The 26,440-nt window shown below is 45.0% G+C and carries 25 protein-coding genes and 1 pseudogene; 6 read left to right on the top strand and 20 right to left on the bottom strand.

Annotated features, from left to right (window positions below; genetic code table 11):
• Positions 1-26: 26 nt before the first annotated feature.
• The 4 genes from AS030_RS13185 to AS030_RS24585 all read left to right on the top strand — a co-directional run bounded on the left by AS030_RS13185 (position 27) and on the right by AS030_RS24585 (position 2,378).
• Positions 27-1,361, top strand: coding sequence for an MFS transporter (locus AS030_RS13185; protein WP_061972343.1), 1,335 nt, complete (start codon positions 27-29; stop codon positions 1,359-1,361).
• Between the two features lie 51 nt (positions 1,362-1,412).
• Positions 1,413-1,565 (top strand): YpzG family protein, encoded by a 153-nt coding sequence (locus tag AS030_RS23095; protein WP_074440556.1) that lies wholly within the window; start codon positions 1,413-1,415, stop codon positions 1,563-1,565.
• A gap of 106 nt (positions 1,566-1,671) precedes the next feature.
• Positions 1,672-2,130: a nucleoside 2-deoxyribosyltransferase gene (locus tag AS030_RS13180; protein ID WP_061972342.1), complete on the top strand. Its 459-nt coding sequence runs from the start codon at positions 1,672-1,674 to the stop codon at positions 2,128-2,130.
• Positions 2,131-2,243: 113 nt separating this feature from the next.
• Positions 2,244-2,378 carry a hypothetical protein gene (locus AS030_RS24585; RefSeq protein ID WP_276203858.1) on the top strand — a complete coding sequence of 45 codons (135 nt, stop codon included), beginning with the start codon at positions 2,244-2,246 and terminating at the stop codon, positions 2,376-2,378.
• Between the two features lie 124 nt (positions 2,379-2,502).
• Here AS030_RS24585 and AS030_RS13175 read toward each other — a convergent pair whose 3' ends face one another.
• From AS030_RS13175 to AS030_RS13125, 11 genes are all read right to left on the bottom strand, one after another.
• On the bottom strand, positions 2,503-2,961 hold the full coding sequence (locus tag AS030_RS13175) for a 2-thiouracil desulfurase family protein (protein WP_061972981.1): 459 nt from the start codon (positions 2,959-2,961) through the stop codon (positions 2,503-2,505).
• 341 nt (positions 2,962-3,302) lie between these two features.
• Positions 3,303-4,817: an acetyl-CoA hydrolase/transferase family protein gene (locus AS030_RS13170; protein WP_061972341.1), complete on the bottom strand. Its 1,515-nt coding sequence runs from the start codon at positions 4,815-4,817 to the stop codon at positions 3,303-3,305.
• A gap of 131 nt (positions 4,818-4,948) precedes the next feature.
• Positions 4,949-5,593 (bottom strand): LytTR family DNA-binding domain-containing protein, encoded by a 645-nt coding sequence (locus tag AS030_RS13165; protein ID WP_061972340.1) that lies wholly within the window; start codon positions 5,591-5,593, stop codon positions 4,949-4,951.
• A gap of 86 nt (positions 5,594-5,679) precedes the next feature.
• Complete coding sequence (locus AS030_RS13160) at positions 5,680-5,961, bottom strand: DUF3219 family protein (protein ID WP_061972339.1); 282 nt, start codon at positions 5,959-5,961, stop codon at positions 5,680-5,682.
• Positions 5,962-5,988: 27 nt separating this feature from the next.
• Positions 5,989-6,708: a DsbA family oxidoreductase gene (locus tag AS030_RS13155; protein ID WP_061972338.1), complete on the bottom strand. Its 720-nt coding sequence runs from the start codon at positions 6,706-6,708 to the stop codon at positions 5,989-5,991.
• Between the two features lie 241 nt (positions 6,709-6,949).
• A complete protein-coding gene (locus AS030_RS13150) occupies positions 6,950-7,339 on the bottom strand; it encodes an acyl-CoA thioesterase (protein ID WP_061972337.1) in 390 nt (129 codons plus the stop codon).
• Positions 7,340-7,452: 113 nt separating this feature from the next.
• Positions 7,453-9,519, bottom strand: coding sequence for a catalase (locus AS030_RS13145; RefSeq protein ID WP_061972336.1), 2,067 nt, complete (start codon positions 9,517-9,519; stop codon positions 7,453-7,455).
• 123 nt (positions 9,520-9,642) lie between these two features.
• Complete coding sequence (locus AS030_RS13140; RefSeq protein ID WP_061972335.1) at positions 9,643-10,125, bottom strand: (2Fe-2S)-binding protein; 483 nt, start codon at positions 10,123-10,125, stop codon at positions 9,643-9,645.
• On the bottom strand, positions 10,122-10,958 hold the full coding sequence (locus AS030_RS13135) for an FAD binding domain-containing protein (RefSeq protein WP_061972334.1): 837 nt from the start codon (positions 10,956-10,958) through the stop codon (positions 10,122-10,124). The genes AS030_RS13140 and AS030_RS13135 overlap by 4 nt, the downstream gene beginning before the upstream one ends.
• Positions 10,945-13,281, bottom strand: a complete 2,337-nt coding sequence (locus tag AS030_RS13130) for a xanthine dehydrogenase family protein molybdopterin-binding subunit (protein WP_061972333.1) — start codon at positions 13,279-13,281, stop codon at positions 10,945-10,947. The genes AS030_RS13135 and AS030_RS13130 overlap by 14 nt, the downstream gene beginning before the upstream one ends.
• A gap of 14 nt (positions 13,282-13,295) precedes the next feature.
• Entirely contained in the window at positions 13,296-14,288 is a 993-nt protein-coding gene (locus AS030_RS13125) for an XdhC family protein (RefSeq protein ID WP_082635816.1), read from the bottom strand.
• Positions 14,289-14,732: 444 nt separating this feature from the next.
• Between AS030_RS13125 and AS030_RS13120 the strand changes: the two genes are divergently transcribed.
• Positions 14,733-15,119, top strand: a complete 387-nt coding sequence (locus tag AS030_RS13120) for a sporulation protein (protein WP_061972331.1) — start codon at positions 14,733-14,735, stop codon at positions 15,117-15,119.
• 167 nt (positions 15,120-15,286) lie between these two features.
• Here AS030_RS13120 and AS030_RS13115 read toward each other — a convergent pair whose 3' ends face one another.
• A complete protein-coding gene (locus AS030_RS13115; protein ID WP_141687086.1) occupies positions 15,287-15,712 on the bottom strand; it encodes a Fur family transcriptional regulator in 426 nt (141 codons plus the stop codon).
• Between the two features lie 123 nt (positions 15,713-15,835).
• Positions 15,836-17,293 (bottom strand): catalase KatA, encoded by a 1,458-nt coding sequence (katA, locus tag AS030_RS13110; protein WP_061972329.1) that lies wholly within the window; start codon positions 17,291-17,293, stop codon positions 15,836-15,838.
• A 204-nt stretch (positions 17,294-17,497) separates the two neighbouring features.
• On the opposite strand from katA, the gene AS030_RS13105 reads away from it, so the two are divergent.
• Positions 17,498-17,947, top strand: coding sequence for an Hsp20/alpha crystallin family protein (locus AS030_RS13105; RefSeq protein WP_061972328.1), 450 nt, complete (start codon positions 17,498-17,500; stop codon positions 17,945-17,947).
• A gap of 660 nt (positions 17,948-18,607) precedes the next feature.
• On the opposite strand, the gene AS030_RS13100 is transcribed toward AS030_RS13105, so the two are convergent.
• From AS030_RS13100 to AS030_RS13075, 7 genes and pseudogenes are all read right to left on the bottom strand, one after another.
• Positions 18,608-19,615, bottom strand: coding sequence for an LLM class flavin-dependent oxidoreductase (locus tag AS030_RS13100; protein WP_061972327.1), 1,008 nt, complete (start codon positions 19,613-19,615; stop codon positions 18,608-18,610).
• A 97-nt stretch (positions 19,616-19,712) separates the two neighbouring features.
• Complete coding sequence (locus AS030_RS13095) at positions 19,713-20,717, bottom strand: LLM class flavin-dependent oxidoreductase (protein WP_061972326.1); 1,005 nt, start codon at positions 20,715-20,717, stop codon at positions 19,713-19,715.
• 186 nt (positions 20,718-20,903) lie between these two features.
• Positions 20,904-21,210, bottom strand: a pseudogene (locus AS030_RS23090) (Na+/H+ antiporter NhaC family protein); the annotation flags it as partial.
• 44 nt (positions 21,211-21,254) lie between these two features.
• Positions 21,255-22,079: a carbohydrate ABC transporter permease gene (locus AS030_RS13090; protein ID WP_061972325.1), complete on the bottom strand. Its 825-nt coding sequence runs from the start codon at positions 22,077-22,079 to the stop codon at positions 21,255-21,257.
• Between the two features lie 10 nt (positions 22,080-22,089).
• Positions 22,090-22,992, bottom strand: coding sequence for a carbohydrate ABC transporter permease (locus AS030_RS13085; RefSeq protein ID WP_061972324.1), 903 nt, complete (start codon positions 22,990-22,992; stop codon positions 22,090-22,092).
• A gap of 22 nt (positions 22,993-23,014) precedes the next feature.
• Positions 23,015-24,265, bottom strand: coding sequence for an ABC transporter substrate-binding protein (locus tag AS030_RS13080; protein ID WP_061972323.1), 1,251 nt, complete (start codon positions 24,263-24,265; stop codon positions 23,015-23,017).
• 27 nt (positions 24,266-24,292) lie between these two features.
• Positions 24,293-26,386: an amylo-alpha-1,6-glucosidase gene (locus tag AS030_RS13075; RefSeq protein WP_061972322.1), complete on the bottom strand. Its 2,094-nt coding sequence runs from the start codon at positions 26,384-26,386 to the stop codon at positions 24,293-24,295.
• Positions 26,387-26,440: the final 54 nt, after the last annotated feature.

The following is a 26,440-nucleotide window of genomic DNA, read 5'->3' as shown; positions in this document are numbered from 1 at the left end:
AAGACGAAAATAAAGGGGATATGAGAATGAAATATTTCTCAAAGGAAGAAAGCAGTTGGATGTATTATGATTGGGCAAACTCCGCCTACTCGATTATTATTACTACCGCTGTATTTCCGCTTTTTTACAAAAGCGCTGCCATGAAGGCCGGTGTTAGCGCCGCAGATTCTACTGCGTATTTGGGATACACTATTGCCATTACCACCTTTATTCTGGCGATGCTTGGGCCGATACTGGGCACGATTGCTGATTATCGGGGCATGAAGAAAAAGTTTTTCGCCTTCTTTTTTGCAGTTGGTATCGCTTCAACCGCTTCTCTCGTGTTTATTCCCAGTGAGCAATGGCTTCTTTTACTGATCTTATATACGCTGACTGCTCTTGGCTTTAGCGGCTCCCTCGTTTTTTATGACGCCTTTTTGATCGATATTACCAACGAAGAGCGGATGAACAATGTATCTGCCCGGGGATTTGGCCTCGGCTATATCGGCAGTACCATTCCATTTTTGATCAGCATTGCAATCATCATTCTCGCACAAACCAAAACGCTTCCCCTTTCCACTGTCACCGCAAGCAAGCTGGCCTTCTTAATCACGGCTGTGTGGTGGGGGTTGTTTTCGATCCCGTTCTTCAAACATGTTCACCAAAAATATTATGTCGAGCGGGAACCCCGCATCGTTCGCAACAGCTTCAAACGGCTCGGCCAGACCTTGAAACACATCCGCAGCTACCGTGCCCTCTTTTTGTTCCTGCTCGCCTATTTCTTTTATATCGATGGAGTCGGTACAATTATTTCCATGTCTACCGCTTATGGCTCCGACCTTGGCATCAGCTCTACTTCCCTGCTGATCATTTTATTCGTGACACAGGTGGTAGCCGCTCCGTTTGCGTTATTGTATGGAAGACTGGCTGAAAAATTCACCGGCAAAAAAATGCTCTATGTTGGCATATTTATCTATATCATTGTTTGCATTTATGCCTATTTTTTAAAAACTACACTGGATTTCTGGATCCTTGCCATGCTTGTCGCCACCTCACAAGGCGGTATTCAGGCGCTGTCCCGTTCCTACTTTGCCAAGCTTGTGCCAAAGCAGAAAGCCAACGAATTTTTCGGATTCTATAACATTTTTGGAAAATTCGCTTCCATTCTTGGCCCGCTCCTGGTTGGAGTTACCGCCCAGATGAGCGGCAATTCGAGCAGCGGTGTATTTTCCCTGATTCTTTTATTTATCATCGGCTTGATTTTGTTAAAGTTTGTTCCGGAAACCCGTGCAGATGCTTTGGATCGTGCAAATGATAAAAATGTCGGCCAATCCGACATAAATTTTCCGATAATGACGCATAATAATCAGGATATTCCCTGAATATCACCCTTGTTTCTGGATTGTTACTCTTAGCGGATGAGGTGAAAAGCCATGAGTTACAAAGATCATTTAGATCCTCACTCTAGTAAGTTTCACCACAATTGGACACGGCCGAAGCGTCAAAAATCTCAAGTGAATGGCCATACTGAGATGTCTCAGCAGAACATCATCTTGAGAAGCAACGCCAAAGCCCACCACTGGTAAGCATGACGAAAAAGAAACAGAAAAAAGAAGGCCTCTTCGGTCTTCTTTTTTTGTTTTTTCATAACCTATAAAGGGATTAACGCTTCGTCAAGAAAGAAGGTGTCCTATGAACGGAGACACAAGAAAGATCAGAGTTTTTATCGCCGGTCCCTTTTTTGATCAGGAACAGGTCGCCCGCATACAAAGACTCGAGAATGCCTTGTCCCGCAATCCCCAGGTTGCTGAATTTTACTCCGCCCGGTTCCATCAGAACCAGCAGTATCCGTGGGGTTCAAAGGAGTGGAGAAAAGTCGTCTTTAACCTCGATCTCTACGCACTGCGTCGGGCAGATGTCGTCGTGGCGATTCACGATTACGAAGGAAAGAGCACCGACAGCGGGACAGCGTTTGAACTGGGCTACGCCTATGCTTATCAAAAGGTGATAATTTTAATTAAGGAAAAGGAAAGTGTCCCGAACCTCATGCTCATTGAAAGTCTTCATGCCTTCTTTACCAATGTGGATAGCATGGCTACCTATGATTTTATACGAATGCCTGCCCAACCCTACGAAGGTCCATTTATTTAAAATTTCCCATTCCTGTAATGTGTCCAAGCCATTTCTAGCAATCCCCCATAGAATATAGGAGAGAAAAGAGATTTCCTTTTCTTATTTTTTGATACAGATATGGGGGATGAAGCATGTCCAGAAGAAGAAAAGTAGTGAGATGCAAAGCAAGAACACGCCGTACGAGCGGTGGTAAAGTGATTACCATTCGTTGCAGAGTCAGAAATAACCGGCGGCGCCGATCCAGCTCAAGTTCCAGCTCCTGGTAACTCATAACATGCAATGGATGCTGTCTCTATAAGGGACAGCATCCTTTGTGTCTTCTCAAAGCGAGCGAGTTTTCTTTGTTATAAATTCCAGTTCTTGTTCGACTAAAGTACCCTTTAGTGATAACTAAAAGAAATTTTCAATAAATTGTTCTTCTGAAATTACTTGTAAACCATTTCTTTTAAGTAAGGCTGAAGTAACTCCGTTTCCAACAATTTTGTTACCCTTAAATTCACCGTTATAAATCATTAAACTGCCACAGGATGGGCTATTCTCCTTGAGAACAACTAGTGTTGCGTCCATTTTTTTAGCTTTTTCTAAAGTAGCGTAAGCTCCTTTTATGTAAAGTTCGGTTACATCGTTACCAGATTTCTCAACTACTCTAGCCTTCCCATCCAGTACATCTTCTCCGTCTCCGCCTACTATTTCAGCAGGTTCCCTTGGGATTGAAAACCCACCAAGCATTTCGGGACAGATCGTAACAGCTTGATTCTCTCCAACTAATTTACTTATCCTATTATCTAAGCTATGTGTACCGTTATACCTTACTTGTAATCCAGCTAGACAAGAACTGACCAAAATCAATAACCACACACCTCTCCAATAAATCCACACATTGCCATCCTTATTGTACGAAACTGCCCCGTTAATTGTATAAGAAGAGCATATTGCCGGCACCCCAAGTGAACTTGAAATGGACAGCAATTTTTACACAACATTTTAAAGGAGCACTATTTATTGTCCATTATAAAATATAAAGTTACTATCTATGCCAAAAATGAAATATCAAGCTAAAAACGTTAATAAAATGACCTGTGCCAATTCACACGTCATTTCTTATGTCATTTATTAAAATAGCATCCGAAAACGCAACCCTTTAACAAAAAAAGCTGACTTCGCAAAAGAAAAGTCAGCTTTCATATGATTTACACAGGCTGTGCTGCCTTTTCGAGCATTGTTCCGTTCTTTTCAAAATTGGTATGCCACGAAAAAGCCTTTTCAAGCACATGCGGCGTTTGTCCGCCTTTTTTCAACGCCTCTTGGTAATATTCATTCAGCTGTTCACGGTACAGCGGATGCGCGCAATTTTCGATAATCTTCTGCACACGCTCTCTAGGCGCCAGCCCTCTTAAATCTGCGTATCCCTGTTCTGTGACAATCACATCCACATCATGCTCTGTATGATCCACATGGGATACGAATGGAACGATGCTCGAGATTTTTCCGTCCTTTGCAATGGATTTGGTCACGAAAATGCCAAGGCGCGCATTGCGGGCAAAGTCTCCTGATCCGCCAATGCCATTCATCATCTTCGTTCCCATCACATGGGTCGAGTTAACATTACCATAAATATCCAATTCAAGCGCAGTATTAATAGAGATGAGCCCCATCCGGCGAATAAGTTCCGGATGATTGGAAATTTCCTGAGGTCTCAGGAGCAAACGGTCTCGGTACGTTTCAAAATTGGAAAATACGCTTTTCATTTTTTCTGAAGACAAAGTAATCGAGCAGCAAGACGCAAATTTCACTTTACCGGCATCCAACAAATCAAATACCGCATCCTGAAGAACCTCTGAATAAACTTCCAAATCCGTAAACTCGGAATCCAGCAATCCGTGAAAAACCGCGTTAGCCACCGAACCGATTCCTGACTGAAGCGGAGCGAGCTTTTCTGTCAGACGGCCTGCCTTGATTTCTTCTCTTAAAAATGTGATTAAGTGCTGGGCCATGACAACGGTTTCCTCATCGGGTTCAATGATGGTGGACGGCGAATCCTCTTGATGGGTAAAAACTATCCCTCTAATCTTGTCCACATCCACCTGGATTCCCTTTACACCGATCCGGTCGGAAGGCGCAGAAAGCGGGATGGGCTGCCGTTCACCCTGCGGCCCTGGTTCGTACAAATCATGAATGCCTTCGAGCAACTCTGTCTGTGCGGTGTTAATTTCAATGATGATGTTTTTGGCATGCTGTGAAAACACCATAGAGTTGCCGATCGATGTGGTTGGAATCACCATACCTTCCTCGGTAACTGCAATTGCTTCCAAAATCGCAAAGTCGATTGTGTCCAGTACATTTGAGCGGATCCATTCCGATGTATGGGACAAATGCTGATCAACAAAATGAAAATCCCCGGCATTGATGCCTTTTCTCATAGTCGCGTCTGCCTGAAACGGCAGCCGTTTGTTAATCATGTTTTTCTCGGCAAACAGTTTATCAACATCTGACCCAAGGGAGGCACCTGTGAACACATTGACTTTCAGGGGATTTTCCTCCGCCCGTTTGGCAAGAGCAAACGGCACGGCCTTCACATCTCCTGCCCGCGTAAATCCGCTTAAGCCAAGTGTCATTCCATCTTCGATCCAGGATGCGGCTTCCTCAGCAGACACTATCCGATCATGTAAGCGCTGATCTCGAATTCGTTTGCAAACGCTTTCCATTTTCTCCACACTCCTTGTCTCTCTCTTTTCATAAGTGTAGCAAACAGAATCATGATCGAGAGAGAAAGGGAATAAATCACAAAAAATTGAGATAAGACAGAACATTCAATTCACCAAACAGAAGGATCTGGTCAGAAGCCAAGCAATGTTCTGAAATAGCTTGCATAAGACTGGCTGACAGGCACTTGTTCACCATTTTTCATTTTTAATAAAAAGGTTGAATGGCTGTCCGGATAGATCTCCAAAATGTGATGGACATTTACGATGAACGAGCGATGACAGCGGACAAAATTATCCTTGGGCAAAAGAAAATCAAACTCATTCAGTGTATCCTTATGGCTTCCCGTGTGCTTTTCCCCTATGACGTAGGTCTTGCGGTCCTTCGCCTCCAAATAAAAGATATCCGAGAACGGGATTGGAATCCAGCTATCCTCGCTTTTTACCGTAACCACCGTTTTCCCGCTTGTCAGCGCCGGAAAAATTGCGGTCACACATCCTTGCAATTCTTCCTGATCAAATAAGGGAACCGCCATCCCATAATAAGGCGTTCCAAAAATATCGCGATTGATAAATTGGGAGACCTTTTGCCGGGACACCAGTGCTTTATGTGTAATGGTCCCCTCTTTGATCTCATCACCCGGTTTAATTTTTAAATTGATCCGTCTGCTGGGCTGATAATAAATATACTGCTCGGTATCCGTAACCGCAATTGATGCTTCGTTTGAAAACAATTCACTGATGACATCAAGAAGTGCTGATGTTTTAAACCGTTCCATAGCTCACACCTTTTCTTTTTACCTTGTTGTTCCTCTGATATTGTAGCACGAAAAAAGAGAACGGAAATCCCGCTCTCTTCGTGATTTTATTCCTTTTCCGTAAGCTCCAGATAAAAATCTCCTACTGCACTTTCTTCGTACAGGTTTGTAACGGAAGTAGAATAATTGGTGATGGATGCCCTGAACGATATCTCTTCCTCAGGAACCTTTACATCGAAATCGTTTTTGTATAACAGCGTGGTAATATCGTGATAGTCTTTGTGTTCAACCTGAAATTGAAAAGAAATTTGCCTTCGTCCGTTCACTGCTGTTTGTTGAAAGTCACGGACCATGATTTTTGTGTCATTCAAAATAACGCTGCTCGCCATACATTTCACTCCTTATCTAGGGAACAATTAGATGTTGCAGGAACCGTCACTGCAGTCATTTTCCTTGTTTTTTTGATTCTCGGTTTGGTTCAGCAGTTGAATCGGAGACTCCTCCTGTTCCTCCTTCTTCACCTTTTCAAGAACCTCAGTAAACACATCCTCCGGCTGCGCGCCTGATACTCCGTATTTTTGGTTAAATACGAAAAACGGAACGCCGGTAATACCAAGACGGGAGCCTTCTTCCTCATCGGCACGGACATCCTCTGCGAATTTTCCTTCTTTTAAAACAGCAAGAGTCGCCTGCTCATCAAGTCCCGCTTCTCCGGCAAGTTTTGCAAGGGTAGCGTGATCATTAAGATCAAGGCCTTCGGTAAAATACCCTTTCAAGATCCGCTCTGTTACTTCTTTTAACAATCCATTCTGTTTGGCAAAATGAGAGACCCTGTGGGCATCAAACGTATTGGCCGGAATCGCCCGGTCAAAGTCATACGCCAAACCAACGTCCTTTGCCCGTTCTGTCATCTGGTCGTTCATGCTTTTTCCCTGCTCATACGATGTACCGTATTTCTGGGCTAGCACAGCATGAATATCCTTATCCGTTTTTTGAAACGAAGGATCCAGCTCGAAGCTTTTGTACACAACCTCCACTTGCTCGCGTCCTTCAAACCCACTCAGGGCATTTTCAAAGCGCCTTTTTCCTATATAACAAAATGGACAAACATAATCTGACCATATTTCTACCTTCATTTTGTACCTCCTCGTACCTTATTCTCCCCTATTGTAAAGGGAATACGCCGATTTGGCTCTCATACTGCTCACGAGGGGAGGGTTAAGCGGGGTGGTGAGAAGAGGTACTTGCGGTTCGACAGAGATTAGTAGCGGTAAAGCCGAATTTACTTGCGGTTCGGCCAAGAAATAGTTGCATATCACGTCATTTTCATAAAAAAAAGAAGCCTGGACTTCGTCGTCCCGACCTCTCTTCCTACGCCTATTTCAAATGTTTCTGAAGCTCCACCCGGATGTCCTCCGGAATACATTCCGAGGTTTTGGTCTCCAGATTATGATTAACATAGACGGCCGTTCCCCTGGCACAAAGCCTGTTTTCCTGATGAATTTCTTCATAGAGCTCAAGGCTTGTGTTTCCGATTCGCTGAACCCAGGTGTAAACCTTCACTTCCTGTCCGAAATAGATTTGGTCCACAAAATCAACATTCATATTTAAAATAATCATTCTCCAGTTTTTAAAAGAACTGTCCGGCATAAACAATTTAAACAGCTGATTGCGCCCTGCTTCAAACCAGATGGGAATGGTTGTATTGTTAATATGGCCGACGCCGTCTGTTTCTGACACACGCGGTTCGATGATGGTTGTATACATAGACTCCTGTCCTTTCGTTCGTCATTTGCTCCATATCTATTTCTCGTTACTCATTCCTGTTTCCTCTACAAAAAAGAAGCAGCTTTACCCGCTGCTCCTTCCAAAAGATTCTTTTATACCTGGCGCGCCCAGTGGCGGTGTTGTGCAATAGCTTGAATGAATTCATCGCTGTTTCCGCCTTGCAAAATCACGACGCCATCTGCACTTGAGCTGGTTTCTACTCCTGCTGCTGCAAGAAGTTCCGTCCCATCTAAAGAGGCTCCTACGGCTTTATAGTGGCTGTACGCCTCATTCACAAACGTTGTTGCCTCTTTAATTCCTTTTAAGGTGCTGACACTATCACCTCCGCCTGCCACATATACGGCATCGTACAGAACGGAATCACTGGTCAGTAACGTCTGATTTACCTGAAGCTCCTCTCCTTGACTACTCGAGATAGGAGTCAATGTTTCACTTATAATTTCAGAAGCAATTCCTGCATTTTTCAACGCATTCTGAAGCCCTTTTACTTCTTCTCCATTAAATCCGTCTTCTGCCAAAATCGCTACTTTTCGGGTAGCTGGTGCTTTTACCGTATTTTCCTGGCTCAATGCCGGAGAAGACATGGTTTCATCGGATGGCTCAATCCCTTCCGGAGCTGTCACACCGATCCCTGCGGCAACCTGCTCCGCAAGTGTTGTATCCACATGGCAGATCACCTCAACCACCTGTTGCTGCACATTTTTGCTTTTGACTTTTCCAAGCTCAAAGCGGAAGGCTTTAATGATATGCTGTTTTTCCACATCAGACATACTGTTCCAGAAAAGCTTCGCCTGGCTGTAGTGGTCTTTAAAGCTTTCACTGCGCTGTCGGACCTTGCGCCCTTCTACTTTCTCCTGATAGTGAACATAGCCGCCTTCTCCTTCTGTTGCCGGCGCGGGATCATTATTATCCAATGAGTTTTTGTGATAAGCGACTGGTCCCTGGTTAATGGTCATGCGGTGCATGCCGTCCCGCTGATTGTTATGGAACGGGCACACCGGACGATTAATCGGGATTTCATGGAAGTTCGGGCCGCCCAATCGCGAAAGCTGTGTGTCTGTGTACGAGAACAATCGTCCCTGAAGAAGCGGATCGTTCGTAAAATCAATCCCTGGCACTACGTGGCCCGGATGGAATGCGACCTGTTCCGTTTCTGCAAAATAATTATCCGGATTTTTGTTGAGTGTCATCTTGCCGATGATCTTCACAGGAACCTGTTCCTCCGGCCAAACTTTCGTTGGATCAAGCACATCAAAATTGAAGTTGAATTCATCCTTCTCTTCAATCATTTGCACGCCAAGCTCCCATTCCGGGTAATCGCCGTTCTCAATCGCCTCATACAGGTCCTGGCGGTGGAAGTCAGGGTTCTTGCCGGCAAGTCGCTGGGCTTCATCCCATACAAGTGAATGGACACCAAGCTTCGGCTTCCAGTGGAATTTAATAAAGCGTCCCTCGCCTTTATCATTTACAAAGCGGAACGTATGGACACCGAAGCCTTCCATCATCCGGTAGCTGCGCGGAATCGCACGGTCGGACATCGCCCACATCATCATATGAGCCGATTCAGTATTGTTGGCGATAAAATCCCAAAATGTATCATGGGCTGTGGACGCCTGAGGAATTTCATTGTGCTGCTCCGGCTTGAAGGAATGAACAAGATCCGGAAACTTTAGCGCGTCTTGAATAAAAAAGACCGGAATGTTGTTTCCGACAAGGTCATAGTTTCCTTCTTCGGTATAAAACTTTGTGGCGAAACCACGCACGTCTCGTACCGTATCTCCTGAACCACGGGATCCTGCCACCGTTGAAAATCGGACGAAAACCGGTGTTTTTACGGATGGATCCTGCAAAAATCCTGCCTTCGTATATTCTTTCATGGATTCGTAGACTTCGAATTCTCCGTGTGCAGCATAGCCTCTCGCATGGACAATCCGCTCCGGAATCCGCTCATGGTCAAAGTGGGTCATTTTTTCACGAAAATGAAAGTCTTCCATTAAGGTAGGACCGCGTACACCCGCTTTTAACGAATGCTCGTCCTCGGAAACCTTGAGTCCCTGGTTGGTTGTGAGTTTCTTGCCTTTGTTGTTTACGCGGAATGCATCAAGCTGCTTATTTTTCTTGTTCTCTGCTCCATTTTTGCTGGAATCGTTGTTATTGATAGTGTTCTCCTCCTTTTTCTTCGGTCAAATTTGATGATTGGGATTATGTACCTACTCATAGACGTACCCTTCATGGCTGAAGTTAAACCAGATGTTTAGCTTCCAAGCAGGAAAAAAGCCAGCTTACTCGTCATTCGGTAAGCCGGCCTTATCTTCCCGGTTTATTTTAAGCAGAGATTTTACCGCCTTTTCAATTTCCTGATATCCGGTACACCTGCAAATGTTAGAGCTTAAAAATTCTTTAATGGTGGAATCGTCCGCATTCGGATGCTTTTTCAGCAAACTGTTGATATTCATGATAAAGCCCGGCGTGCAATATCCGCACTGAAAAGCAAAATGTTCAATAAAAGCATGCTGAATGGGCGAATCCTTTAATCCTTCAATCGTGCGTATCGTTTGGTTCATCCCTTCAACCGCAAGCATCAGGCACGATTTCATGGCCGTGCCGTTCACATTGACCGTACAGGCTCCGCAATCACCGTTCAGGCAGCCCGGCTTTGCCCCGGTCAAACCAAGCCTTTCCCGGAGCACAAAAAGAAGTGTGTCTGATGGCCAAAACGCAATTTCTCTTTCTTCATCATTCACGGTTAAACGGGCTGAAATCATGGATGGTTCCCCTCCAGTTCCCTTAACAAGTCTTGAAGCATCTGTTCCAGAACAAACACCCGATAACCGGATGAACCTTCTACATCATCGAGCACCGGCTGCGGCACATGCCGAAGCGCCTCTTGAATCCTGTCACCTAACGGACCAACTTGTTGAATTGATTTTTCCATTTCGAACGCCCGAAAAGGAAATGGGCAAAGACCGCTTATCGCTATCCTGGTTTCATCTTCCTTTTTTAAAACAGCTACCGTGATCAACGGATAACCTGTATCCCATTGCTGTCTTCGTTTAACGCACACATACGGCATCCTTAAAAAACGCCGGTCCGTGTGCAGTTGAACGAGGAATTCTCCTTTTTGAAGCTTAAGATTGCGCTTGAAAAGCTGATGAATAGGTGTCTGTCTGAGTCCGTTTTTCCCTGCAATTACAACATGGCTGTCAGTCAACAAAAAAGGGAGCACCGCTTCGCGGTAAAAAATTTGTCCGCAAATATTTCCTCCCACCGTAATTTTATTTCTGGCCGTATGATCGGCCACCCCGCTCGCTGCTTTGCTTAATAATGGGAACACGTTTTTTTCCTCAACTGCCGTTAAAGAGAGAGCTGATCCGACGATCAACTGCTGATCTTTTATGGTAAACTCCTTGCATTCCCCAATGGCTTTTATGTCAATAACCGCGTTTGTTTCCACCAGATTCAGGCGGCCCAGGGTAATAATTTCGGTTCCTCCAGAATAATAGACCGGAATCTTTCCTTCACGTTCGAGCTGCTGAAAGAGCCGGACCCCTTCCTCCACCGTTTTGGGCAGGTAATAATCAAAATCATAAGGAAGCATGGGAATGTCCTTCTTTTTGTTTCATTTTCCAGATCTGTTCCGGAATAAGAGGCAATTCGTTCAATTTTACACCCGCGGCCAGGGAAAGGGCGTTTCCAAGAGCAGCAGGCATCCCCATCAGACCATGTTCTCCGGCTCCTCTGGCGCCGTAGGCCGCATCAAGTTGTGGAGTTACAACAAATTCCACGTGATACTCTGGATGTTCCCCATACCGGAGCGGCCGGTAGGTTCTTAATTGCGGATTCAAAACTCTGCCCCATTCATCAAAAACAAAGGTTTCCCTTCCACCAAAGGCAAGCCCCATACTCATCGCCCCCATCACCTGGCCCCGTGCTGCTTTTTCATTTAAAACCGTCCCAATATCAACCGCTGAAAATGCACGGACGATTCTGTAGGTGAGATGTTTTTTGTCATATTCAATTTCGACCGCCTGGGCACCGACCGACCATTCCGGCCCCGGCTTTCCTGCTCCCGTCTCTTTATCAAGGTACGTGAGCCTTCTGAGATTGTAATGACCTCTTCCGATGATCTGACCGCCAATTCCATTTCCGTTCGGATAAACATAGCCATAGGCCACATCTTTAATATCAAGGTGAGTTTCCGGTTCATCACGCAAAAATACTTTTCCGTACCCTACCTCCAAATCAGCGGCTTGGACCCGCAACACACACGAAGCGATGCTTTTTAACTGCTCAATCAAATCTTCAGCTGCCGCCAGTACAGCACGACCCGCCATAAAGGTGCCCCGGCTGGCCACCGTTTTCCAATGTTCGGGGGTACTTTGTGTGTTTACTTTCATTTGGACATGAACCATCCGTATATCCATTTTTAGCCGTTCGGCCAAAATTTGTGCCAGGATCGTTTTTGTTCCTGTGCCAATTTCGATGACGCCAGAAATGAGGTTGATGCTTCCGTCAGGATTGAAGCTCAAGGTCACTCCGGAGCCTGCATCTGATTCAATCGTGGAGGTTTTCCATATACAGCTGACCCCTTTAACCCTTAGTTTATCGTTGCCGAGGTCCTGAATCATGCCCATATCCCAGTCAATCATTTTCTTTAACCGAACAATGCATTCCGGTAAATTTCCTACATTGCTTTTATTCAGCTTCACTTGTGTCGGAGTGGTATCTCCCGGCCGGATCGCATTAATGTATCTAAGCTGTAATCGATCCATTCCGAGCTTGTCGGCGAGCACATCCATGGTCCGTTCCACGGTGAACAGGAGCTCTGAATGGCTGAACCCTCGAAAGGGTGCTGCATACGGATGATTCGTATAAACACAGAGTGAATCACACCATACATGATCAATATCATAGGGACCCGTACAGTCGACTGCTGCAGCCCGGTTTAAATCAGCACCTTTGTCAGAATACGCTCCTCCATCAAACAAAAAAAGAAGCTCTGCCGCCTGAATTTTTCCGTCCCTGGTACTTCCGAGCTTCACGGTGGCATCCAGGCCGATGTGGCATGGCGAAGTCAGCATATCTTGTTCCCTGATATTTAAAATCCGGACTTTTCGGCCTCCCACCGCAATGGACGCGATAAAGGCAAGAAGTTCGAGCTGAATGGACGCCTTACCTCCGTATGCACCTCCTACCAAGGGTGTTTCTACAACGATCTTTCCAATGTCCACGCCAAAATAATCATGGATTAACCGTTTCACCATGAATGGCGCTTGTGACGAGGTCATGATGTATACATTGCCATCGGGATGGATTTCAGCGGTTGAACACCTTGTTTCCATGGCCGCATGATCGGATGGAGAAAATGAAAAGCGCTCTTCCACCACTACCTCTGACAGATTCCATCCTCTTTCCATGCTGCCTTTGCGTATCTTGGTCCGGTTGGCAACGTTGGTTCCTGGCTCAGGATACACCCGATCCTCCTTTTTATAACTGCCGAGCTGTTCATGAACGAGTGGCGCGTTTGGCTTTAAGGCCTCTGTCGGCGAATGTACGACCGGCAATTGTTCGTATTCCACTTCTATCAGTTCTGCTGCCCGTTTGGCCTGTTGCGGAGTATCGGCCACCACAAGAGCGACCGCTTCGCCGTGGTGTCTCACTTTATTTTTCGCCAGTACCGGACGGTCCCTTATTTCTTCACCGGTTAACGGAAAGTGCTCGCCTGTTATAACCGCACGCACACCAAACACCTCTTTGGCTTTTGCTATATGGATGCTCTTGATTACAGCATGAGCATAGGGGCTTACAACAATTTTGGCATGGAGCGAGTCAGTTGCCGGATAATCTGCTGTATATCTGGCCGTACCGGTTACTTTTTCCCAGGCTTCTTTCCGAAACACACTTTTTCCGATCAACCCCAATGCTACCCTCCCCCTTACCTTTTGCTTATATCTGCCGCCTGGTTCCTTGTACGGAAAACGTTGATCATTTCCGCAAGTATGCTTATGGCAATTTCTTGAGGACCTCTCGAACCGATAGAAAGTCCCACCGGCGAATGAATAAAATCCGGCAGTTCTTTTGTTTCCAAAAGCCGTTCTGTACGCTCCCTCGGCCCCAGCACACCAACATAACGAAGCTGGTCCTCCGGCAGACATGACAAAAATTCTTTATCTTTTTGAAAGTTATGAGACATCACGACGATAAAGTCTCGTTCATTTACCATACATACCTTACTTAACCCCCCCGATTCACAACAAAATGTCTCTACCGGAAATGAATAGTCCTCTTTGGACAAGAGAGCCGGCCGCCAGTCACACACCATGACCATCCACCCTGTTTTATATGCCAGCTCAGCTACTGTTCTTCCATCAAATCCCGCCCCAAATACGATCAGGCGCGGTTTAGGTTCATAGAGATGGGTATAGACCATTCCTTCATGGTCCATAAACTGAACACCGCTTGAAAACAAAGAAGCGTGGTCCGTATCCTCCACTTTTATAAATTCATTGACTGTTGTGGGGTAAGGCATGAGAGAAATTTCTTTCCGGTGCAAAATCGATTTTCCCTTTTCCAGCATGGACTTCGTATAAAGGAGCTGACGTCTTAATTTATCATCCACCACCTCCAACCAGACATGCAGCACCCCATTGCAGCCGGCTCCCTGTCCCCAGGAAAGATCATCTTCCTCCTTCAGGTTGTATGTAACATATTGGGGGATACTATCTTCCGCAACTCTGCGGGCTCTTTCCATGAGATCAGCCTCTGCGCAGCCGGCACTGATCATTCCTGCCTGTTTCTCCTCCCAGAAAAGCATCATCGCCCCTTCTTTCAAATAGGACGAACCTTCGACTTTAATTAACGTCGCTGCCACACAACCTGCCTGCAACTCTTCCATCTTATGAACCAATTCATAAAAACCAATCATCATGCCCACCCCCAGATGGTCCCGAGCCCATCCCTTCTTTCCGTCAACGGAAATCGCCCATTATCACAATGTATTCAGAGGATGCCTCTGGTTAGAATACCGGATTTCACATGGTCATAAAAAGTTAACAATTGCTTATGAAAAAGTGTGTTGACATCACTAATCCATGCGTATACAATGGGTATCGAATCGATGAAGTGATGAACCAAACGACTATAAAATTGATATAAATTAACTCCAAAGGGGAGTAGCTGACAGTTACGTCGACATCCCGTGATTCCTTGATCACCGGCTTAACTGGCAACATCTAGTTGTAGCGACACCTTTGCCACCTGGTAAAGGTCTTTGTAGATGTTAAAACCTTTACCAGGACAATACAGGTAAAGGTTTTTTACTTGAACAATCACTTTCTTCAATTGGCTATTATCAACTGGAGGTCTGATCACCGTGTTAAAAAAATGTATGAGCTTCTTCAAGCTAGGGCAGGCAAGTATAGATTTAGTTTTGGACTCAAACGAGCTGAAGCCCGGTCAAAATGTAAATGGCTATTTCCGCTTGAAAGGCAAATGGATGAAGCAGATTATAAAAAGGCTCGAGTGTGACCTTATCCTTCATAACACTGAAGATAAAACCGAACACATGATTGAGTCTGTAACCACCATCTACATGTCCAAAGAGCTCGCCTCCGATGGCAGTATCGAAATTCCACTAACGTACCAACTGCCGCAAGATCTTCTATCATCCTCATCAACGGTCTCCTACCGTTTTCAAACAAGACTCATCTGTGACAACATGCGTTGTGTGGATCACGATGAAATTACAATATGCAGCTAAACAAAAAACCCAATCGGCATCCGATTGGGTTTTCGTTTCGTTTATTTTCTTTTCATTCTCATTCCGCATTTGCAGCGGACACTGTGTTTTAATTGTTTAATTTCACTGTGGCATCGTGGACATTCAACAGGAACAAGTACATTCATGCTAAAACCTCACTTTATTCGTTATTTTTTCTTTTTGCATTCCTGGCAAAGGCCATAAAACTCGAGCGTGTGGCGGTGAACCTTAAAATGTGCCACCTGGGCAGCAGCATACTCCACTTCATTCAGTAAAGGATAATTAAAATCTGCAATTTGCTGGCACGATTCACAGATCACATGGTAATGACTGGTATCGGCCAATTCATATTTACTGCATGAACTTCCAAACGAAAGCTCGTTGATGAGATTAAGCTCTGCAAAATATTTCAAATTATTATAGACGGTAGCCAGAGTAATGAATGACGGAAGTTCCCTGTGAATCTCCTCAGCGGTTAAATGGCCGTTCATCGCTATAATGTTTTTCAGGATCAGTACACGCTGAGGGGTGATCCGCATTCCGATTTCTTTCAGCTTGGTTTTTGCTGCTTGTTCCGCATCCACGATCAACATCCCTTTTAAACATTTTTTTAAAATACACACTCAGTACGTAATAGTTGCAATACGCACTCAGTACGTATTAGTTGCAATACACACTCTTGCCTATCAATTGAGAAAATTACTTGTAAATGAGAATTAACGAGTTTCTTGAGGAAGCGGTAAGCCTAGACCTTCAGCCACCTTTCTTCCATATTCCGGATCCGCTTTAAAGAAATGCTGAATCTGGCGAAGCTTGATTTCTTCTTTTTCCACAGGCTTCATGGCTCCTACAATATTATTGACAAGCCGTGTACGTTCTTCTTCGGTCATGAGACGATACAGGTCTCCTGCTTGAGTGTAGTGATCGTTGTGATCATAAGCCACACTGTCGGCCACTCCATAAACTGGGTAAGCAGCCTGCTTATTCTCTGGAGACTCTTGCGGTCCTCCAAAACTGTTTGGCTCATAATACACGGACCCACCGCCATTGTTGTCAAATCGCATCTGCCCGTCTCTCTGATAATTCTTCACTTCATTGCGCGGACGGTTGATCGGCAGTGCCTGATGATTGGCGCCTACACGATAGCGGTGTGCGTCAGAGTAGGCAAACAGGCGTCCCTGAAGCATCTTGTCAGGAGAAACGTCAATTCCCGGTACAAGGGTACCTGGTGAGAATGTCGCCTGCTCCACTTCAGCAAAATAGTTTTCAGGGTTTCTGTCCAATATCATTTTGCCCACCTCAATTAGCGGATAATCCTTTTGGGACCACACTTTCGTTACATCAAACGGGTCAAAACGATAGGTGTTTGCATCTTCAAGCGGCATGATCTGAACATATAGCTTCCATGCCGGGAAGTCACCCTCTTCAATGGCATTGAACAGATCCTCTGTATGATAATCCGGATTTTCCCCAGCCATTTTAGCGGCCGCATCAGGAGCAAGATTGGCTACGCCTTGTACTGTTTTAAAGTGATATTTAACCCAGACCCCTTCTCCTTCTTTGTTCACCCACTTGAAAGTGTGGCTTCCAAACCCGTGCATATGACGGAGTGTGGCCGGAATCCCGCGGTCTGACATCAGAATGGTTACCTGATGAAGAGATTCTGGAGAAAGTGACCAGAAGTCCCAAACAGCGGTTGGATTTTTGAGATGAGTTTTCGGATCTCTTTTCTGTGTATGGATAAAATCAGGAAACTTGATGGCATCTCTGATAAAGAACACCGGTGTGTTGTTGCCCACAAGGTCATAGTTTCCTTCTTCGGTGTAAAATTTCACGGCAAACCCACGAGGGTCCCGAACGGTATCTGCAGAGCCGTTTTCTCCTGCAACCGTTGAAAAACGGACAAAAAGCGGTGTACGTTTTCCGACTTCAGATAAAAAATCGGCCTTTGTGTAGTTGGAAACATCATTGGTGACTTCAAAATACCCGTGAGCTCCTGCTCCTTTCGCATGAACAACTCGCTCAGGCACCCGTTCCCGGTTAAAATGTGCGAGTTTATCCAATAGGTACACATCCTGGATGAGCGTTGGTCCTCTTGAACCTGCAGTCATTGAATTTTGGTTATCTCCAACTGGAGCGCCCCAGCTTGTTGTTAAACGATTCTTGTTCGTCATTCGAATCACCTCGTAAGTTATTTAGAATTATTATAAATATAATGATAACAGCTATTACTATAAAATCAATACTTTTTTATAATAATTATAATTAAATAATTCAACTAGATAACTGAAGTCAACAATTGAAAACCATAATGTTTTCTCCTTTCGCTCATAAACTATATAGAATCGGTCAATTTTGAGAGGATGGAGGAAAGGTTGATGGGGAAAAAAGTGAATTTCGACTGGGCTTCCATTCAAGAAAAAGTGGATGGCGTACTGGGTCATGATTTTTGGCAGGATCTAAACCGGGTTGTCCCCAAACGGACCGCATGCAGCGATTTTTATGAAACAGAAACCGAAGGCCATATTATCGTTGAGCTTCCCGGTTTACACTCCCAGGAAGATCTTCAAATCGAGCTAGAAGCCAACCAGTTGATCCTGCAGGGAAATATCCCTTATCTATATCCTGTTGAAAAAGAAGCGCTCAAAATGAACGAACGGCTGTCCGGCCCCTTTAAAAAGGTCATTTCCATTCCATTCGCATACTTACCGGATGATATAAAAGCAGAATACAAGCACGGCTTGCTGCTAATTACGTTGACAAAAATAAAAAAAACGAAACCGATTACGATTTCGTTTACCGAGGAAGCTAAGCCTGATCCATCATGATTGGGGTTTCTCTTATTTATTCCTGCCGCTAAACAACGAAACAGCTCTGTCCATTCAAGGATAGATTAATCGTAAAAATAAACTTATGCCTTTTTAAAAAAGATATTTACGAACACTTGTTCCTGTGTTATTCTTTAAAAGAAGGCGCGGATGGTAGCCGCACCTCCCCCGAATAACTCTCTTTGGCCAGTTGTTACCTAGCTGGCCGCTTTTTTTACCTTTAATCTGCCACTTTGTGTAGACATTCTACAACCTCATTAAGAAAGCTAATATAAAAAAGCACTGTATGAGCAATGCTTTTAAATAGAAATATCATTTGTTCAAATATCTAAAATTTATGTAATGAACAAGATTTCCTAGCGCTGAGGATTAGCAGTAAACAATTGAGATAAGTAATCATTCAAGTCGAACTTTTCACCTTTAACGAATTCAATGATTTCAACTTTGTTATAATTTAACATCTCGTTCATCTCCTTTAAAGGTATTATGAACTTAATATACCCCGACTATTAAATTTTTAATCTATCATTTTTTAAATCCACAATTTAACCTTAACGTTCGCCTTTTCCTCATGTGCAGATTCTTTCACTCCCTCATTAAACAAATTGTATTTGATAAAACAAAAATCCCCTCTCCATGGTGGAGAGGGGGCATAAACGGTTACTTGCTAAATACTTCAGATACAATTTCATAAGAACGAAGCCGGTCTTGATGATCAAATATTTGCGCGTTAATGATCATTTCATCTGCCTTTGTCTCATCCAGGAATTCCTGCAGTTTTGCTTTAACCGTTTCCGGTGTACCGATCATCGTTGTGCGAAGCTGCTGGTCAATGGAAGCTTTTTCGTAAGGAGACCAGATACCTTCCATGCTTTGAACCGGCGGCTTCAACTTAGAAGGAATTCCGCGCACGAGGTTCAAGAACTGCTGCTGCATGGACGTTGCAAGATAAGCAGCTTTTTCCTCAGTATCCGCCGCAATAACGTTTACGCCGACCATCGCATATGGCTTATCAAGGACCTCTGACGGTTTAAAATTACGTCGGTACACATCCAGCGCAGGCAACGTGTTATCCGGTGAAAAGTGGCTGGCAAACGAGAACGGCAAACCAAGCTGTGCAGAAAGCCTTGCACTAAATCCGCTAGAGCCAAGAAGCCAAATTGGAATATCGAGCCCTTCTCCAGGAATGGCACGAACTCTGTTTCCGCCACCGTCTGCTTTTAAGTACGCACGGAGCTCATCGACCTGTTCAGGGAAATCTTCCCCGTTGCTCATGTTCTCGCGGCGTAAGGCATGAGCCGTGACCTGATCGGTTCCCGGCGCTCTTCCCAGACCGAGATCGATTCTGCCCGGATACAGGGATTCCAGTGTGCCGAACTGCTCGGCAATGACAAGAGGTGCATGGTTTGGCAGCATGATCCCGCCTGAACCCACACGGATTCGTTCGGTTCCGCCTGCCACATGCCCAATTACAACAGAAGTTGCTGAACTGGCGATGCCGGGCATGCTATGATGTTCTGCCAGCCAATAGCGGTTATATCCCCACTTCTCCGCATGCTGGGCCAAGTCCAATGTTTTCTTTAATGAATCTGCAGGAGTTTCCCCCACAATGACTGGAGAAAGATCCAGTACAGAGTAAGGAATTTCATGAAGTTGCTTATTGGACAATTGAATAGTCCCCTTTCTGTATATCAACGAAAAATTAGATTATTTTTACCTTCTTTTTGATTGTAACAAGTAAATGTAAAGCTTCTAAATTTTTTGCTCATGATGGATCCAAGCAAACATTTGAAAGAAGCTCGTAGGAATGGATGCGGTCACGGTTATCATGCGCAATAGTTACAATCATTAATTCATCTGCCCCATAAAGAGATTGCAGCTCCTCGAGACGTCGCTTCACTTCTCCCGGACTGCCCGTAATGGTTCTATTTTTCATCCGCGCAAGGAGTTCCTTTTCCTCTTCGGTCAACGGATAGTCTTTCGCTTCTTGCAGTGAAGGAACGCCTTTGCTTCCCTCTCCCTTTTGCAGTTGCAGCTTCCATATATGATTTGGAAGAGCCAGTTCTTCTGCTCTTTCCGCTGTTTCTGCACAAAAGACAGATACAGTTACGATCGTGTACGGATCAGCCATCCAGGAACCGGCTTTATATGTCGAACGGTACTGTTGAAGTATTTCCGAACCTTCTTGATCGCTCATAAACTGCCCGAAAACATAAGGCAATCCATGCTTCGCCGCGAGTAGAGCACTCTTTTTACTCGTTCCCAGCATCCAGGGCAATGGCGCCATTTTCGGAACTGGAGAAGGAGATATCTTTGAAAACATATGGTCTTTCGGAAAATCATTTTTGAAGAAATGAAGCAGCTCTTCAACAGATTCAGGCATCCGGCGAACCTGTTCCAAATAGTTATCCGATAAAGCCATGGTCGCTTCGGCAGAGCCACCCGGAGCACGTCCGATCCCAACATCAATCCTGCCCGGAAACAACGTGGCCAGCAGATTATACGTTTCAGCTACTTTATACGGTTTGTAATGAGGCAGCAAAACAGCACCAGATCCGATTCGGATGGATTCTGTCTGACCTCCGATATACCCCAGCATCACTTCAGGAGCAGGACACGACAACCCCGGAAAATCATGATGTTCAGCAATCCAGTATCGCTCATAGCCGAACTGATCACCGGCCTGTGCCAGAGCCAGTGAATTTTCCAATGCCTGTTTGGCCGTTCCCCCGCTTGATGCCGGTGACTGGTCAAGGATGCTTAATTTCATATAATGCCTTCTTTCTCTACACTCTTTTTTACTATCATACCTCTCCCGTAGCAAACCTAAAAAAAAATTGCCTGTTATGATGGCAATTTTTTCAATGAACATATTCTAATTGTAAACTTATTCAAAATAATTACCTAAAAAAACTGCCCTCCATTTGCATGTAACAATGGAAAGGCAGTTTTGACTTTAAGCGTGTTTCTTTTCCGTATGTTCTTTTCGTTCTTTTAGCTTCGGATATCCGATCAAAATGGCAATCACGCCGCAAACGGCGATTAAAATCGGATAGAACGAATACGTCAGCACGGCTCACCGGTGAGATGGAGCTGATTTTGGCCGCCGTCAGCAGTTGGGCACCGTAGGGAATCAAGCCTTGAATAGCGCACGAAAAGATATCAAGAAGACTTGCTGATTTTCGCTTATCGATGCCATATCGATCGGATATCTGCTTGGCAAGAGGACCTGCTGTAATAATGGAAATCGTATTGTTGGCGGTGGATTAGTTTTTGGCAAGAAGATTTTTGTCCTTCTAATGCCGGACTACTTCTCTCCTGTAAACTTAATGCCTTTCACAAAATAGCGGTTAAAGAAGGCATACAGTATCAAAATCGGCAGAGTAAAGACCATAGAAGCTGCCATAATGTAATTCCAGTAGCTGATAAACTGTCCTTTGAATGAATTTAGCCCTAACGGAAGAGTGAACATGCTTTCATCAGACAGGATGATCAGCGGCCGCATGAAATCATTCCAGAAGGCCATAAAGACAAAGATGGTTTGTGCAGCTAATGCCGGCTTGGCAAGCGGAAGAACAATCCGGAAAAAGGTGCCGAATTTGCCCAGTCCATCTATAGCTGCCGCTTCCTCTACTTCTTTTGGAAAGTTAATAAAGAACTGGCGCATCATGAATATGAAGGTGGCATTGACCGCTCCGGGGATGATCATGCCTTGATACGTATTCAGCCATCCGAATGCTTTTAAAATCAAGAAGTTCGGGATGAGCGTTACCTGAAACGGAATCATCAGCACCGCCAAAATGATAATAAAGATACTTTTTTTGCCCGGAAAGCTGAGGCGGGCAAGGGCATAACCGGCCATCGAATTGAAAATCAAATTCAAAAAGGTGCCGACCACAGCGATAAACAAGCTGTTAAACAACCAGCGACCAAAAAGAGGCTCCCGCGTAAAGATCTCCTTATAGTTATCGATGGTAAAGTTTTTTGGTATAAAGTTAATGCTTCCGCTTACGATTTCTCCCAAAGATTTAAAAGAGGATGAAAGAGCCCATAAAAACGGAACAAGGGTGATCACCGCGTAGACAATCAAGATTACATACAGAATGGTTTTTCCAATCGGTCGTTTTTTCATGGTACCCTCCTCAATATAGTGATTCTTCCTTGGAAAATTTCCGTTGCAGAAGTGTTGCGATCAAAATAATGATGGCAAGCATGAACGCGAGTGCTGTCGCATAGCCCATGGTGCCTAGTGATTTAAAGGCATATTGATAGATCAGAAGAACAACCGTCAACGTCGAGTTGTTCGGTCCACCCGATCCTCCTGAGAAGATATAGGACTGATCAAACAGCTGGAAGGTTCCAATGAGACCCATGATCACCACAAAGGAAGTCACCGGCCTCAAATTGGGAACCGTAATGTGCCAGAATTTCTGAAGTCCGGTTGCGCCATCGAGTTCAGCAGCTTCATAGTGGCTGTCTGGTATATCCTGAAGGGCCGCCAGATAGATCACCATAAAAAACGGTGCCGTCGCCCAAATATTCATAATCATGATCGCCAATAAAGCTACACTCGGATCACCGATCCAGTTGTACGTTGGCAGGTGCAGCATGTCTAAAATGTGGTTGATCAGACCGTTCTGATTGTACATCCACATGAAAATCAAAGTAAGTACTGCTGATGAAGTCAATGTCGGTAAAAAGTAAACAATGCGGAAAAACTTCTGACCCTTCATGCCGGCATTCAGGGACGCTGCCAATACAAGCGCAAGCAGCGTCTGAAGCGGCACAACAATCACCACGTAAATGAAGGTATTTTTTAGAGCGATATGCGCCCGGTCATCAAACGTGATCTTCATAAAGTTATCCAGTCCCCTAAATTCCAGATGCGTACCGCCAAGCAACTCTACTTTATGGAAAGAAAGGTAGATTGCACAAAGGATCGGAGCGATTACAAAGATTCCAAGAATGATGAGGACCGGTGCCATGAACAGGTACCCCTGCCCCGCTTCCCTTCTCAATTTTTTGGAAGAACTGCTTTTTACCATGTTTCTTCACCTCTCTTTTTTGTTATTCTGCTACCTTAATCTCTTTGTTGGCCTGTTTTTGCGCGTCTTTCAAAGCATCCTTCAGCGGCCGTTCTCCAAGATAGGCACTTAAAAATTGGTTGTTGAAGTTATTCATCACGATCGGCAGCATCGGACCGTCCTGCCAAACAGTCGCATATTTGGCTCCTTTAACAAGGGGTCTACGCAGTGGATCCTTGTCAAAGCCGAGTTCTGCAGCTACTGACTTACGCGTAGGCAAGGCAAAGCCTTTGCTTGTCCATGTTTTCATGCCTTCTTTTCCGGTCAGGTACTTGATTAGTTCCCATGACGCTTTCTTATGCTTGGATTCTGCATTCATGGCATAACCGACGGTAAAGGACATGGTTCCCTTCTTGCCGTTAACCGTTGGCAGCTCGGCGGTTCCATAATCTATTTTAGGAAACGTATCTTCCATGAACGGAATGTTCCAGTTTCCTTCCATCACCATGGCAGCCCTTCCCTGGCCAAACATTTCTCCCCCGGAACCTGATCCAACCTCTGAAGCTTGAGCTGCGGTTTTATCTTTTAGATGCATATCCAATATCGGCTGCAGTGCACGCGCCACACGGTCTTCTGCAAAAGTCGCACGGTCATTTGTGATGACCTGGCCGCCCTGGGACTCAGCCATGTAATACAAACGCTCGATCTGCGGCATTACACCGAATCCATAGACTTTGTTGCCTTTGGTGAGTTTTTTCGCATCTTTCTCCAGCTCTTCCCATGTTTTTGGCGGACCGTCTATCCCCGCTTCCCGAAACATTTTTTTGTTGTAGAAAAGGGCAAGCGTGGAATAGTCCTTTGGAAAGCCGTAAATTTTACCGTTGTCTTTAAACGCATCTAACATCGGCTTTTCAAAATCATTCACATCAAAATCTTTGGTTACATACTTGTCCAGCGGTTCAATTGCACCTGTTTCGATCAGGCCGGGTGCTTCAAACGCATCAAGGTAAAAAACATCGGCTGCTGTTCCCCCAATCAGCCTGGTTTTCAAAACGTCCATGTACTGATCACTGATCTGATTAAACTTTACATCGATGTTCGGGTGGGATTTTTCAAAGTCGTCCAGCACTTCCTCCAAAAGTTTTTTCTCGACCGGATTTCCTCCCCAGCCGCTCAGTGTAATGACCGTTTTGCTGCTGCTTTCTGATTCATCCGGCTGGCTGCATCCTGCAAGCAGAGAAGTAGCCAGCAGGGCAGTTAGCCCCGCTGCTGAAACATATTTTTTCAACTTCATAGAAACCTCTCCCTTCCTATGCGTATTTTACTTATCGGTATGGATCGTATAGCCCGTTGTATTTTCATTTACGGTTAAGAAACTCTTTCCATTTTCCTTGCGAACGCTGACAGACAAGTAGCCGTTTCCAATCTTGATCGATTGTACGGTCAGTTCATTCACTCCTTCCGGAAGCTCAGGAGATACGGAAATCACTTCGTTCAAAGCATCTGGAAACAATCCGAGAACCGTTTGTATAAAGACAAGCGGTGTACCGGCAGCCCATGCCTGAGGTGAACAAGCGACCGGATACTTTACCGCAGGTCCGCCAGAGGCGCCATAACCGCAAAACAGTTCCGGCAGCCGGTCATATTCAAAATGCTGAGCTGCGTCCATCAAGCCGTTAATCACCTGGTTGGCCTGCTTCTGATGGTTCAGCTTGCTCATGCCCAGCAATATCATGCTGTTATCATGCGGCCAAATGCTGCCATCATGGTAGCTCATTGGGTTATAACCGGCCTCTCCTTCTGCCATCGTGCGTATGCCATAGCCGGAAAAGAATGCCGGTGATACGAGCTTGGACACCGTCTGATCCGCCTGTTCTTCCTCCAGCATGCCGGAATACAACACATGACCAGGATTGGAGGTTAACGTCCCCACTTTCTTTTTTTCTTTATCAAGCGCAATGGCATAGAAGGATTGATCCTCCATCCAAAATTGCTCGTGAAACTTGGATTTCAGCTCTTCTGCTTCCTTTAGCAGTCTCACCGCTTCCTCTGCCTTGCCCTGTTTTTCATAGATCGCAGCAATCCCTGTTTTGGCCTGATACACATAGCCTTGAACTTCCGATAGCGCAATCGGGGTCTCGGCATGATCGCCGTTTCTGTGCACAACTGAATCTGCGGAGTCCTTCCAGCCCTGGTTGGCGATGCCCTTGCTGGATTCCTGATGATATTCCACAAATCCGTCGCCGTCCCGGTCACCATACTCGTCGATCCACATGAGAGCATTTTCGATCGTTTGCTGAAGCTCTTCTGCCAGACTCAAATCACCGGTCCATTTGGTGTATTCGGTTAAAAGCATTAAAAATAACGGAGTGGCATCAATCGTTCCGTAATAAGGAGTGAACGGTATTTGCTCGGTCCCTGCCAGCTCTCCATAACGGATTTCATGCATGATTTTACCCGGCTGTTCATCGCGCCAAGGATCCACTTTTGTTCCTTGTTGAGAAGCGAGAGTCCGTAGCGTGCCTTTTGCAATCTCGGCATTAAACGGAAGCATCTGCAGCGCGGCAATCAGGCTGTCTCGGCCAAACGGAACCCCGAACCAGGGAAGGCCTGCCACTGGAAACTGTCCGTACCCGATATCTGTCATTAATACCCTGAGGTCAAGGATTCCTCGGTCAACGAGGCGCTGTAAGCGGGAGGAATCGGTTTGAACACGGGCTGTATTCTTTTCCCAGTTTTCATAAGAGGCCTTAAGGTTCTCAAGAGCTTGTTCTGGTGCCATAATTTCACCGGATACTCCATCCACTTCTGGAGCAATCGTAAAGGTGACTGATTGGATTTCCTCATGATCCAATGAAAAGTGAAAAGCAACCTCGGCATCTGAAGTGTTTATTGCTTCACGGTCCCAGCCTACTCGTGTGGACCGTTTGACTCCGTCGGCTCCTTCGTAATGGTAAGTCAAGCTCTTGTCTGTATGATCGATGCCCGTTCGTTTGCCGGTTTCTCCGGATTGAAAACCGCGGACAATAAACATATCCGTAAAGTCCACATCCAGCTGCATGCTGATATCAAACTCAACTGGCTTAGGATAAAAGCTTTTCACCTGAACAGTTTCATACAACACGCCATCATAGATTAAGCGCTTTCTTTGAATCTCTACTGACTCCCTCCAGAGAATCAATTCTCCGTCCTTTTCCATATGAGGATTGGTCATCAATATGTTGGCGCTGTAATTTTCGTCGGCGGACGAAGAAAGCAGGATCGGGTCTTCATTATTAATTTTTAAATCAAACTTGCTTAAAAACCGTGTATCCTTTGTATATAGTCCCAGTCCGTAATCATTGTTCAAAGGAATGTTTCCTTTATCATCCGTTAATAAAAACAAATCATTTTCCTTAATTACTCGATAATCCAATTTTCTTCCTCCCCATAATTCCGAAACGTTTTGGAAGATGATAAAAAAATATAT

It is taken from the genome of Fictibacillus enclensis (genome assembly GCF_001457035.1).
Classification (GTDB): Bacteria; Bacillota; Bacilli; order Bacillales; family Fictibacillaceae; genus Fictibacillus_C; species Fictibacillus_C enclensis.
Note: the sequence above shows the minus strand (reverse complement) of the source record. Positions and strands in the feature narration are given on the sequence as shown.

What these genes read in the sequence shown, in the direction of transcription:
- AS030_RS13105 (WP_061972328.1), top strand. Translation starts at nt 17,498, where the DNA reads ATGGGGAAAAAAGTGAATTTCGACTGGGCTTCCATTCAAGAAAAAGTG.
- AS030_RS13170 (WP_061972341.1), bottom strand. Translation starts at nt 4,817, where the DNA reads ATGGAAAGCGTTTGCAAACGAATTCGAGATCAGCGCTTACATGATCGG.
- AS030_RS23095 (WP_074440556.1), top strand. Translation starts at nt 1,413, where the DNA reads ATGAGTTACAAAGATCATTTAGATCCTCACTCTAGTAAGTTTCACCAC.
- AS030_RS13115 (WP_141687086.1), bottom strand. Translation starts at nt 15,712, where the DNA reads ATGTTGATCGTGGATGCGGAACAAGCAGCAAAAACCAAGCTGAAAGAA.
- AS030_RS13125 (WP_082635816.1), bottom strand. Translation starts at nt 14,288, where the DNA reads ATGATGATTGGTTTTTATGAATTGGTTCATAAGATGGAAGAGTTGCAG.
- AS030_RS13140 (WP_061972335.1), bottom strand. Translation starts at nt 10,125, where the DNA reads ATGATTTCAGCCCGTTTAACCGTGAATGATGAAGAAAGAGAAATTGCG.
- AS030_RS13095 (WP_061972326.1), bottom strand. Translation starts at nt 20,717, where the DNA reads ATGAAATTAAGCATCCTTGACCAGTCACCGGCATCAAGCGGGGGAACG.
- AS030_RS13085 (WP_061972324.1), bottom strand. Translation starts at nt 22,992, where the DNA reads ATGGTAAAAAGCAGTTCTTCCAAAAAATTGAGAAGGGAAGCGGGGCAG.
- AS030_RS24585 (WP_276203858.1), top strand. Translation starts at nt 2,244, where the DNA reads ATGTCCAGAAGAAGAAAAGTAGTGAGATGCAAAGCAAGAACACGCCGT.
- katA (WP_061972329.1), bottom strand. Translation starts at nt 17,293, where the DNA reads ATGACGAACAAGAATCGTTTAACAACAAGCTGGGGCGCTCCAGTTGGA.
- AS030_RS13135 (WP_061972334.1), bottom strand. Translation starts at nt 10,958, where the DNA reads ATGCTTCCTTATGATTTTGATTATTACCTGCCCAAAACGGTGGAGGAA.
- AS030_RS13165 (WP_061972340.1), bottom strand. Translation starts at nt 5,593, where the DNA reads ATGGAACGGTTTAAAACATCAGCACTTCTTGATGTCATCAGTGAATTG.
- AS030_RS13185 (WP_061972343.1), top strand. Translation starts at nt 27, where the DNA reads ATGAAATATTTCTCAAAGGAAGAAAGCAGTTGGATGTATTATGATTGG.
- AS030_RS13080 (WP_061972323.1), bottom strand. Translation starts at nt 24,265, where the DNA reads ATGAAGTTGAAAAAATATGTTTCAGCAGCGGGGCTAACTGCCCTGCTG.
- AS030_RS13150 (WP_061972337.1), bottom strand. Translation starts at nt 7,339, where the DNA reads ATGTATACAACCATCATCGAACCGCGTGTGTCAGAAACAGACGGCGTC.
- AS030_RS13160 (WP_061972339.1), bottom strand. Translation starts at nt 5,961, where the DNA reads ATGGCGAGCAGCGTTATTTTGAATGACACAAAAATCATGGTCCGTGAC.
- AS030_RS13155 (WP_061972338.1), bottom strand. Translation starts at nt 6,708, where the DNA reads ATGAAGGTAGAAATATGGTCAGATTATGTTTGTCCATTTTGTTATATA.
- AS030_RS13180 (WP_061972342.1), top strand. Translation starts at nt 1,672, where the DNA reads ATGAACGGAGACACAAGAAAGATCAGAGTTTTTATCGCCGGTCCCTTT.
- AS030_RS13090 (WP_061972325.1), bottom strand. Translation starts at nt 22,079, where the DNA reads ATGAAAAAACGACCGATTGGAAAAACCATTCTGTATGTAATCTTGATT.